Genomic DNA, 11,287 nt, shown 5'->3' with positions numbered 1-11,287 from the left:
GACGGTGTCGTGGTGCACGCGGCGGCGTTGGCCGTGGTGCCGACCAGCGCCGACAGCACGCAGACGAGCGCGACCAAGGTCCTGGTGATCTTCGAGCCCCCATGCATTCCCGGGAAGCTAGCAGAACTCCGGCGCCGGTCGGAGGGCCAGAAATGCACCGTCGCCCGCTGATCGTTATGCTGCCCCGAGCGATCAAACGATCAGAAGCGGGTGGCGGCATGCGGGAACCGGGCGAGCATCGGCGGCAGCGGATCCTGGCCGTGGTCGACCGCCGTGGTCAGGCCAGGGTGACGGATCTGGCCTCCGAGCTGGACGTCTCCGTGGTGACGGTGCGCCGCGACGTGGAGGAGCTGGCGGTGGCCGGCAAGCTCGCGCGCGGCCACGGCGTGGTCCGCTCCATGCTGCCTTCGGCACCGCAGCCGCCCGTCCGGGCCAAGGAGGCCGCGGTGGCGCTGGTGATTCCCGAGCGGCATGCGTACCTGGACGAGGCGGTCAACGGCGCTCGCGCCGCGCTGGCCGCGGGTGGCATGCGGGCCGTGCTGCATATCGCGCCGCGCGTCGCCGGGGCCGAGCGGCCTATCGCGGAGCGCGTCGTCGCCGAAGGTGCGCGTGGTCTGCTGATCGCCCCGCGCTGGCGGACGGCCGATGACGAAGTGGCGGACTACCAGTGGTTGTCCGAGCTGCCCGTGCCGGTCGTGCTGATGGAACGCCGTCCCCGCGCGGGCAGCGTGCTGCACGCGGCCGACTCGGCCTGCACCGATCACTGGTACGGCATGCACCTGGCGATCGACCACCTGGCGGGGCTGGGCCACCGTCGCATCGTGCTCGCGGCCCGCGACGACAGCCCGACGGCGCGCACGCTGCGGTCGGCGTTCGTGGAGATCGCCGCGTCGCGGCCGGAGATCGAGGACTGGGCGGTGACGCTCAGCGCCCCGGACTCGCGGGCCGATCCCGATGTCCCGGACGCCTCCCCGCCGGTAGCCGAGCTGATCCGGTCGGTCGGCGCCACGGCCGCGGTGATGCACAGCGACGTGGACGCGCTGATGCTGGTCCAGCAGCTCGACGAGGCCGGGATCCGGGTGCCGGCGGACTGTTCGGTGGTGGCTTACGACGATGTCGTCGCGCCGATGGGCGTTACCCCGCTGACGGCGGTTGCGCCGCCGAAGACCGAGGTCGGGCGGGCGGCGGCGGAGCTGCTGCTGGCCCGCTTGGCCGGCCCGAGCCGGCCCCGGCGGGTGGCCGTGCTGCCCGAGTTGAAGGTCCGCGGGTCGACAATGAGCGTTTGATCGAATGAACGCCAACGATTGACCGTAAAGCGTTCATCCGCACATACTCGGTTCGTGCGCAGACCACGAACCGCCCTCGCGATGGCGCCGGCCGCCGCCGCGGCTGTGCTCGACGAGACCGCGCTGGCCGCCCTGCGCCGCGTCTGCGAGCTGGCCCCCGGCCCGGCGCTGGACGACCTGACCACGCCACGAGCCCGGAACGTGTTGCGGGACACCGAAGTGCTCGTCACGGGATGGGGCTGCCCGCCGCTGGACGCCGCCGCGCTGGCGGCCGCGCCGCAACTGCGCGCGGTGGTGCACACCGGCGGTTCCGTCCGCGGCCACGTCACCGAGGAATGCTGGGCGAGCGGCATCGAGGTCGCCTCCGCCGCCGCGGCCAACGCGCTGCCGGTCGCCGAGTACACCGTGGCGATGATTCTGTTGAGCGGCAAGAAGGTGCTCGAACGGGCCCGGGAGTACCGGTCGTCCCGGCGGGTGGAGGACTGGCTCGCGACGCCGCCGGGCATCGGCAACTTCGACCGCACCGTCGGCATCCTGTCCGCGTCGATGATCGGCCGCCGGGTGATCGAACTGTTGCGGCCCTACAGCTTCCGGATTCTGCTGCACGATCCGTTCGTGACGTCGTGGGAAACGGCTGCGCTAGGCGCGGAAGCGGTCGACCTGGACCAGCTGTTCACCCGCAGCGACGTGGTCAGCGTGCACACCCCGCTGCTGCCGTCCACACGCGGGCTGGTCGACCGGGCCCTGATCGCGTCGATGCGCCCCGACGCCGTGCTGATCAACACCGCCCGTGGCGCGATCCTCGACCAGGACGCGCTGGCCGAGGCGACCGCCGCCGGGCGCATCCGCGCCGTGCTGGACGTGACCGAGCCGGAGGTGCTGCCGGCCGAACATCCCTTGTGGGAGCACGACAATGTGCTGATCACCCCGCACCTGGCCGGGTCGCAAGGCTCCGAGTGGCGTCGCCTCGCCGACACCGCTGTGGCCGAGGTGGCCCGGTGGGCGGCGGGCCGGGGCTTCGCGCATCCGGTGCCGCGCGAAGGGCTGGGACGCATCGCATGAGCATGCCGCGGCTGCCGGCCGAGGACCGGCGACTGAGCCCCCGCACCGGCTACACACGCCGGCACTGGGAGGCGGTCGCCGACGGTCTGGTCGAGGCCGCGTGGCCGTGGGCCAGCCCCCGCGGGGCGTTGCTCCACCTACCCGGGCGGCCATCGTCGAACGGGGTCCGCTCGGACGGACTTGAGGGCTACGCCAGGACTTTCCTGGCCGCCGCCTGTCGAATCGCCGGCGCGGGCGGCGAAGATCCGCACGGGTGGCTGCCGCGCTATGCCGACGGCATCCGGGCCGGCGTCCGCACGCCCGGCCGGGACGACGAGGAGTCGTGGCCGGTCATCCTCGATCACGACGTCGCCGGCCAGCCCATGGTGGAGTCCGCCTCGGTGGCCCTGGGGCTGCGGCTGACCCGGCCGTGGCTGTGGGACCACCTCGACGAGCCGACCCAGGACCGCGTCGAGGACTGGCTGCGGGGCGCGTTGCGGCACGTGCCGTCGCCCAACAACTGGTACCTGTTTCCGTTCACGGTGGCCGGTTTCCTGGAATCCGTGGGTCGGGGCGACGCCGAGACGGCGCACGCCCGCGCCCGGGCCCTGGAGCTGCTGGACACCTGGTATCGGGGCGACGGCTGGTATTCCGACGGCGACGGCCGCGCGTTCGACCACTACAACGGGTGGGCGCTGCACCTCTATCCCGTGCTCGACGCGCACCTGACCGGCAAGGTGGACGTGCACGGGGAGCGGCTGCGCCGGCACCTGGCCGACCTGGCGCTGATGTTCGGCGGCGACGGCGCGCCGCTGCACTTCGGCCGGTCGCTGACCTACCGCTTCGCCGCCGCGTCGGCGATCGGGCTCGGCGCGGTCACCGGCGACACCCCGCTGGCCCCAGGGGTTTCCCGCCGGCTGCTGAGCGGCGCGCTGCGCCACTTCCTCGATCATGGCGCGGTGGATACGACGGGGCTGCTGAGCATCGGCTGGCACGGCCCCCATCCGCCCACTGCCCAACACTATTCCGGCCCTGCTTCGCCGTACTGGGCGTCCAAGGCGTTCGTGTGCCTGCTCGCGCCGGGCGACCATCCGTTGTGGACGGACGAGGAACTTCCCGCGCCGGTCGAGGGACGAGACCACGTGGTCGCCCTGCCGATGCCGGGCCTGCTGATACAGTCCACTGTGGCCGATGGCATCGTCCGTGTGCACAACCATGGCAGCGACCACGTCCGCCCGGACGAGGGCGAATCGGCGGCCGGCGACGATCCGCACTACGGCCGGCAGGCGTATTCCACCCGGACCGGGCCGACCGGGCCCGGCAACATCGCCGACAACCACCTCAACGTCATCGTCGACGGGATCGGCAGCGTGCGGCGGCGGATCCACCCGCTCGGCGCCGGGCCGGACTGGGCCGCCTCCTGGCACCGACCCGTGTTCGTGTCGGGCTCACCGATGCGCCCCGGCCTGCGGGTGGAGAGCGTAACGGTGGCGCGCGGGCCGTGGGAGCTGCGTGTGCACCGGGTGATCGCCGCGCCGTGCGGAGCCAGGGTCGAGCTCACCGGCTGGGCGACCTCGGGGACGCCGCGCTCGCGGCTGTTTCGCTTGCACGGCTGGGAATCGAGTGACGAGGCCCGTGCCCCGTACGGCACCGCCTTCGCCACGACGGCCACGGTGCCCCGGCTGACGGCCGATGTCGAGGGCAGCGCCCTGTTCGTCGCGCTGGCCATTCTCACCGCCGACCCGGCGCCGCCGTCGTCGCCGGTCGTCGAGGTTCCCGACGGGGACCGGATCCTCGTGCACTGGCGGGACGGCCGCCACACCCGAATCGCCTTCGATCCCTTGGTGGTGAACCACTCGTGAGAAGCGCCCTGCTGGTCATGGCGGCCGTCCTCGTCGTCGCGCTCGCCCCTCCCTCACTGGCACCGCCGGCGCACGCCGACGGCTTCGAACGCGTGCTGAACGGCTCCTTCGCCACCGGCAAGACGCCGTGGTGGAGCAGCGGCAGCACACCGTCCCAAGTGGACAACGGCCGGCTCTGCGCCGATGTGCCGGCGGGCACGGTCAATCCGTGGGACTCGATGATCGGCCAGAACGACATCCCCCTGGAGGCCGGCCAGCCGTACACCCTGCGCTTCACCGCGTCGGCCACGGCGAACGTCACGGTCCGCGCCGCGTTGGCACTGGCCGTGAAGCCCAACACGTCGATGTTCACCAAGGCCGTGACTATCGGGACCACGGCCAAGACCTTCACGCTCACCGGTGCGGCGACGATCGCGACCCTGAGCGGACAGCTGGGCTTCCAGCTCGGTGCCAACGCCGGCGCGTTCACGTTCTGTGTGGACGACGTGTCGCTGATCGGCGGCGCGATCCCGCCCGGCGGCGGCCACGACTACGGCTCGCCGGTCCGCGTCAACCAGCTCGGCTACCTGCCGTCCGGCCCCAAACAGGCATCCATTGTGGACAATGCTGACCGACCCCTGTCCTGGCAGCTCAAGGATTCCGACGGTCGGACCGTCGCCACGGGTCGAACAAAGGTGCAGGGCGGCGACGCCATGTCCGGCGACCACGTGCACATCGCCGATTTCTCGACGTACCGCCGCAGTGGTCACGGCTACACCCTGGCCGTCGGCTCCTCGGTCAGCGAGCCGTTCGACATCGAGGCCGACCTGTACGACTCGCTGCGCCGGGATTCGCTGGAGTACTTCTACGACAACCGAAGCGGAACCCCGATCGAGGCCGCCTACGCCGGCGCGGCCTACGCCCGGCCCGCCGGCCACATCGGCGTCGCCCCGAACAAGGGCGACACGAGCGTGCCGTGCCTGCCGGGAACCTGCGACTACAGCCTCGATGTGGCCGGCGGCTGGTACGACGCCGGCGACCAGGGCAAGTACGTGGTCAACGGTGGCCTGGCGGCGTGGCAGCTGATGGACATGGACGAGCGGTCGTGGGGCCGCCCGGGCGACGGGCTGCTGGCGATTCCCGAGAACCACAACGGGATCCCGGACGTCCTCGACGAATCCCGGTGGGAGATGGAGTTCCTGCTGAGCATGCAGGTGCCGGCCGGGCAGCCGCTGGCCGGCATGGTCCACCACAAGATCCACGACCTGGCCTGGACGCCCCTGCCGACCATGCCGCAGAACGACCCGCAGCCCCGGTACCTGCACCCGCCGTCGACGGCGGCGACGCTGAACCTGGCGGCGACGGCGGCCCAGTGTGCACGGGTGTGGGCGTTGTGGGACACGGCCTTCGCGCAGCGATGCCTGACTGCCGCCCGCACCGCCTGGCAGGCGGCGCTGGCGCACCCGGCGATCTACGCCCCGGCCGACGACAACGTCGGCGGCGGCGCCTACGACGACACCGACGTGAGCGACGAGTTCTCCTGGGCGGCGGCGGAGCTGTACGCCACCACCGGCGACCACACGTACCTCGGCCACATCACCACCGGCATCACCTCGGCCGGCTTCTCCTGGCGTGACACCGGGGCGCTGGCGGATCTGACGATCGTGCGGGCGCCGTGGCGCTTCCCGGCGATCACGGTGCTCAAGGCCCGGGCCCGCGTGCTCAAGGTGGCGGACGGTTACGTGAAAGACCTGAAGTCGCAGGGATATCCCAATCCCTACCGGCCGACGGACGGCCAGTACGTGTGGGGTTCCAACAGCGCCACCACGAACAACGCCATGATCATCGCCACCGCCTACGACCTCACCGGCCGGCCCGGGTACCGCGACGCGGCGCTGGAGTCGATGGACTACCTGCTCGGCCGCAACGCCGTGAACCAGTCCTACATCACCGGCTACGGCGAACGCGCCAGCCACAACGAGCACAACCGGATCTTCGCCCACGAGCTGGATCCGGCACTGCCCAGCCCGCCTGCCGGTTCGATGGCCGGCGGTCCGAACTCGGGCCTTCAGGATCCGGTGGCGCAGCAGAACCTGCCGGGCTGCCGGCCGGCCAAGTGCTACCTCGACGAGATCGACTCGTACTCCACCAACGAGGTGGCGATCAACTGGAACTCCTCGCTGGCCTGGCTGGCCGGCTTCGTCGATTCCCTGCGACCGTAACCGAAAGGAGGTCCACGATGAGGTGGGCCATCCTCTCCGCCACCCTGCTGACGCTGGCCGGCGGCGTGCCCGCACACGCCGCCACCGCCGGCTTCTACGTCAATCCCGACTCGGCCCCGGCCGCCTGGGTGCGGGCCAACCCCGGCGATTCCCGGGCCAGCACGATCCAGGCATCCATTGCCGACCGGCCGATCGCCCGCTGGTTCGGCGATGACGCGAACATCGGCGCCACCGTCGGCAGTTACGTCGGCGCGGCGGCCAGCCACAACCAGTTGCCGGTGCTGGTCGCCTACAACCTGCCGGGGCGGGATGTCTGCGGCGGCGAGTCCAGCGGCGGCGCAAGCGGCGTCGGCGCGTACGAGACGTGGATCTCCGGCTTCGCCGCCGGCATCGGGACCAAGCCCGCGGTGGTGGTCATCGAGCCGGACGGCCTGGCCGACATCGGCTGCATGACGTCGTCGTCGGACATCGCCGACCGGCTGACCATGCTCGCCTTCGCCGCGCGGATGTTCCACGAGAAGGCCTCCAACGCGTCGGCCTATCTCGACGCCGGCAACGCCGGCTGGGTCGCCGCCGACACCATGGCGAGTCGGCTGAAGTCCGCCGATGTCAGCGACATCCGGGGGTTCGCGCTCAACGTGTCCAACTTTTACACGACGGCTTCGTCGATCACCTACGCCAACGCCGTCAACGCCGCCCTCGGCCACGTCGCCGGGTTCGTGATCGACACCAGCCGCAACGGCAACGGCTCGAACGGCCAGTGGTGCAATCCGTCCGGACGCAAGCTCGGCACACCGCCGCAGAACGGAGGCGGCGCGGACATGCTGTTGTGGATCAAGACGCCCGGGGTGTCCGACGGCAAGTGCGGGGTCGCGCCCACGGTCGCGGCCGGTCAGTTCAGCCCCGACCTGGCCGTCCGACTGATCAACGGCACCTGATGGCCTGGCGGTTCGCGGTGAGCACGCTGGGCATGCCCGGCGTGCCACTGGCCCAAGCCGTGCGCATCGCCGTCGCGCACGGCTGCGAGGGCCTGGAGATCCGGGCCCACCCGGACGAGGAGGTCCACCTCGGCATGGCGTCCGCCGCCGCTGCGCGACGGCTGATCGGCGACGCGGGGCTGGAGATCGCCTGCCTCGCCGGTTACGCCAAGGTGTGCGAGCCGGGTCCGGACGGGCCGGTGATCGCCGAGCTCCGAGCCCTGGTCGACCTCGCTCACCAGCTCGGGGTGCCGTCGATCCGCGTGTTCCCCGGCGGCGACGGCGCTGCGCATGACCGGATCGCGGCGGTGCTTGACGACGTGCGGGCGGCCGGCGTGCGGCTGCTCGTCGAGACGCACGACTCGCACCCGACCGGGGAGGCCGTGCTGACGATCGTCGAACCGCTCGGGATGCCGGGGGCAGTGGCCGCGTTGTGGGACGCGGTGCATCCGTGGCGGCACGGCGAATCGCCCGCCCGCACTCGGGCCGTGCTCGGCGACTACCTCGGATACTTCCAGCTCAAGGACGCCCGTGCGGCCGACCCGACGCCGCTGCCGCCTGGTGACGGCGAGGTCCCGCTGGCGGAGTGCGCCGAGGTCCTCCAGGCGTGGTCCGGATGGGTCTCGTTGGAGTGGGAGCGGGCCTGGTACCCGGATATCGCCCCGGTGGGGACCGCGCTCGACGCCGCCTCCCGGTGGCTGCTCGCCCACCGGCCGTAACTCCCTGGCCTGCGCAAACTGGTCTATACGCACGGTGTATACATTCAGTGTATAGTCCCGTGGCATGGCACAGAACGCGCTCGAAGTCCGCAGGATCGGTCCGGGCAGGACGGTCGTCCGGCCGCCGTCGAGGATCGCCTGGCCGGCGATCGGCTCGGTGGCGGTCGGAGTGGTGGTGCTGCTCGTCGCGATGGCCTCGCGCTACGGCTACTACCGCGACGAGCTGTACTTCCGGATGCTCAGCGAGCATCCGGCGCTCGGATACGTCGACCAACCACCGCTGACGCCTTGGTTGGCGGGCCTGGCCACGCACCTGTTCGGTGACACGGCGGTGGGCATCCGGGTGCCGGCGGCGCTGTGTGCGGCGGCGGCCGTGGTGCTCGTGGCCATGATTGCCGCGGAGTTGGGCGGCTCGGCCCGGGCGCAGGTCATCGCGGCGCTGGGCACCGCTGGCTCCTGCTACGTCCTGCTGGTCGGGCACACGTTGCTGACCTCGAGTTTCGACCTGGTGGCCTGGCTGGTCGTGGCCCTGTTCGCGCTCAAGGCCCTGCTGCGGTCCGAGGGCAAGTGGTGGCTGTGGGCCGGTGTGGCCGTCGGCCTGAGCCTCTACAACAAGTACCTCATCGCCCTGTTCGGCCTCGGTCTGCTGGTCAGCCTGCTGGTGGCGGGTCCGCGTCGCGTGCTGGTGAGCCGCTGGCTGTTGGCCGGCGTGGGGATCGCGCTGGTCATCGGCGCGCCGAACATCCTGTACCAGGCGACGCACGACTGGCCCCAGCTGAAGATGGCCGCCGCCCTCGGCGCGGACGGCAACAGCGACCGGAACAGGCTGTTCATGCTGCCCGGCCAGCTGATCCTGGTCGGTCTGCCGCTGGCCCCGATCTGGATTGCCGGCCTGGTCGGGCTGTTCAAGCGGCCGGGGACCCGCGCGGTGGCATTGAGCTTCCCGGTCGCGCTGGCCCTGGTCTTCGCCGCCGGCGGCCGCATGGACTACGCCGCCCCGCTGCTGTTCGTGCTGCTCGCGGCCGGCTGTGTCGGGCTGGACACGTGGGCGTTCAGCCGGGGCCGCCGTCGCCTGGTGGCGTGGGCGCTGGCGCTGAACACGGGGCTGTCGGTGGTGCTCACGCTGCCGGTGTTGCCGGAGTCGGTGATCGCGCACACCCCGATCCCGATGGCCAACGTCGAGGTGCGGGACAGCGTGGGTTGGCCGGAGCTCGCCCATCAGGTGCGGGGCGTGGTCGCGGGCCTGCCTGCGGGCGAGCAGCCGGTCCTGCTGGCCCAGGACTACGGCGAGGCCGGCGCCTTGGCTCGCTGGCCCGACGGCCTGCCCGCCGTCTACAGCGGACACAACGAGCTAGCGACCTGGCTGCCGCCCGAGTCGGCGACCACGGCCGTGGCGGTCGGCATCAACCCGGATCTGCTGGCTCCGGGCTTCGCCCAGTGCGCGACGGTCGGCACGGTGGAGCTCGGCGCGGACGTCGGCAACCAGGCCCAGCATGCCCCGATCGTGGTGTGCACCGGCCGGCAGTGGTCCTGGCAGCACCTCTGGCCTCGCCTCGTCCACCTGGGCTGACCTGCGTTTATCCGCTATACACGAAGCGTATAGACGTGATGTATAGTGGCCAGCGGGCTCACCAGGCGGGGACACCCGGGAAAGCCGATGATGGCTCGACTAGTCGGGGGACGGACGAGAGATGAGCGTGACGACAGCATCCACGGACGACACGCTGGCCGACGGCCGACGCGAGGAGGCGCTGCTGCGCGGCGTCGACCTGTCCAAGGCCTTCGGCCCGACACCCGCCCTCGAACGGGCCAGCCTGGCCGTGCGCGCGGGCGAGGTGGTCGCGGTCATGGGCCCCTCGGGCTCGGGCAAGTCCACGCTGCTGCACTGCCTGGCCGGCATCATTGCCCCGGACGCCGGCGCCGTGCACTACGCCGGCGCCGACATCGGCGCCATGTCGGACATGGAGCGCAGCGCCCTGCGTCGCACTGAATTCGGCTTCGTGTTCCAGTTCGGGCAGCTGGTGCCCGAACTGACCTGCCTGGAGAACGTGACCCTGCCGTTGCGGCTGGCCGGCGTCGGCCGCCGCGACGCCGACAAGACGGCCCGCGAGTGGCTGGCCCGGCTGGAGGTCTCAGACGTCGCCGCGAGGCGACCGGGCGACGTTTCCGGTGGTCAGGGCCAGCGCGTGGCCGTGGCCCGTGCGCTGGTGGCCGGGCCGCGGGTGGTCTTCGCCGACGAGCCGACCGGCGCGCTGGACTCCCTCAACGGCGAGCGGGTGATGAGCCTGCTGGTGGCGGCGGCCAAGGACACCGGCGCCGCCGTCGTGCTCGTCACGCACGAGGCGCGGGTCGCCGCCTACTCCGACCGCGAGGTCATCGTGCGCGATGGCAAGACCCGGGATGTTCCGTGACGTCGACGGTGTCGCGGCCGGCCGTGCGCGACAGCTGGCTGCGCGACTTCACGCTGGGCATCCGGCTGGCCGTCGGCGGCGGCCGGACGTCCTGGGCGCGGCTGGCGCTCGGCACAGTCGGCATCGGACTTGCGGCCACCGTTCTGTTGCTGTTTGCCTCGGTCGGCACCATCACGGGCGGCGTGAACGGCCGTCTCGCCGGGCGAGAGGCCAACTCCGCGGTGATCAGCGGCGTCAGCCCGACCCAGTACTTCCCATCCGACCTGGCCTTCCGCAACACCACCATCAGCGGCGCCTACCTGCACGGCACCGGTCCGAACTCACCGGTCCCGCCCGGCATCGGCGCGCTGCCCGGCCCGGACCAGGTCGTGGTGTCGCCGGCGCTGGCCCGCCTGCTCGACGCTAACCCGGACCTGCGGCCCCGGTTCCCGCAGAAGATCGTCGGCACGATCGGCGACGCCGGCCTCCGCGGCCCGGCCGACCTGCTGTTCTACGCCGGCGCCGGGCCGCTTCCGGCGGTCGGGCCGGGCCTGACCACCGTGGTCGACGCGTACTCCTTCGGCCAGAAGGGCCTGTCGGGCCTGGGGGATCCGACGCTGTTGATCGTGACGGTGATCGGCAGCGTCGCCCTGCTGGTCCCGATCTTCATCTTCGTCGCGGTGAGCAGCCGCATCGCCGGTGCGCAACGGGATCGGCGGCTGGCCGCGCTGCGCCTGGTCGGCGCGGGGGACCGGCAGGTGCGTCGAACCGCCGCCGCCGAGTCGCTGGTCAGCGCGGCCGTCGGCATCGT

Annotated in this window: 9 protein-coding genes; all 9 read left to right on the top strand. The window is 71.9% G+C overall.

The genetic code is table 11. From position 1 onward, the window contains the following. Nucleotides 1-218 precede the first annotated feature (218 nt). Nucleotides 219-1,286, top strand: a complete 1,068-nt coding sequence (locus KUTG_RS04535; RefSeq protein ID WP_043715115.1) for a substrate-binding domain-containing protein — start codon at nucleotides 219-221, stop codon at nucleotides 1,284-1,286. Nucleotides 1,287-1,340: 54 nt separating this feature from the next. Continuing rightward, nucleotides 1,341-2,348 carry a hydroxyacid dehydrogenase gene (locus KUTG_RS04530; protein ID WP_043715113.1) on the top strand — a complete coding sequence of 336 codons (1,008 nt, stop codon included), beginning with the start codon at nucleotides 1,341-1,343 and terminating at the stop codon, nucleotides 2,346-2,348. Next, nucleotides 2,345-4,189, top strand: a complete 1,845-nt coding sequence (locus KUTG_RS04525) for a DUF2264 domain-containing protein (RefSeq protein WP_043715111.1) — start codon at nucleotides 2,345-2,347, stop codon at nucleotides 4,187-4,189. Before KUTG_RS04530 ends, KUTG_RS04525 begins: the two co-directional genes overlap by 4 nt. Beyond that, nucleotides 4,186-6,390: a glycoside hydrolase family 9 protein gene (locus tag KUTG_RS04520; RefSeq protein ID WP_232240658.1), complete on the top strand. Its 2,205-nt coding sequence runs from the start codon at nucleotides 4,186-4,188 to the stop codon at nucleotides 6,388-6,390. The genes KUTG_RS04525 and KUTG_RS04520 overlap by 4 nt, the downstream gene beginning before the upstream one ends. Before the next feature lie 17 nt (nucleotides 6,391-6,407). Next, nucleotides 6,408-7,328 (top strand): glycoside hydrolase family 6 protein, encoded by a 921-nt coding sequence (locus KUTG_RS04515; protein ID WP_043715109.1) that lies wholly within the window; start codon nucleotides 6,408-6,410, stop codon nucleotides 7,326-7,328. Next, entirely contained in the window at nucleotides 7,328-8,086 is a 759-nt protein-coding gene (locus KUTG_RS04510) for a sugar phosphate isomerase/epimerase family protein (RefSeq protein WP_043715107.1), read from the top strand. Before KUTG_RS04515 ends, KUTG_RS04510 begins: the two co-directional genes overlap by 1 nt. A 64-nt stretch (nucleotides 8,087-8,150) precedes the next feature. Continuing rightward, nucleotides 8,151-9,656 (top strand): glycosyltransferase family 39 protein, encoded by a 1,506-nt coding sequence (locus KUTG_RS04505; RefSeq protein ID WP_052393936.1) that lies wholly within the window; start codon nucleotides 8,151-8,153, stop codon nucleotides 9,654-9,656. A 121-nt stretch (nucleotides 9,657-9,777) separates the two neighbouring features. Further along, nucleotides 9,778-10,497: an ABC transporter ATP-binding protein gene (locus KUTG_RS04500; protein ID WP_052393934.1), complete on the top strand. Its 720-nt coding sequence runs from the start codon at nucleotides 9,778-9,780 to the stop codon at nucleotides 10,495-10,497. Continuing rightward, nucleotides 10,494-11,287 (top strand): FtsX-like permease family protein (locus KUTG_RS60735; protein WP_043715104.1); only part of this gene is annotated, 794 nt, incomplete at its 3' end. The genes KUTG_RS04500 and KUTG_RS60735, both read left to right, overlap by 4 nt.

It is taken from the genome of Kutzneria sp. 744, from assembly GCF_000568255.1.
In the GTDB taxonomy this organism is placed as follows: Bacteria; Actinomycetota; Actinomycetes; order Mycobacteriales; family Pseudonocardiaceae; genus Kutzneria.
The sequence above is the reverse complement of the archived record's forward strand: the minus strand, read 5'-3'. Positions and strand labels throughout refer to the sequence as shown.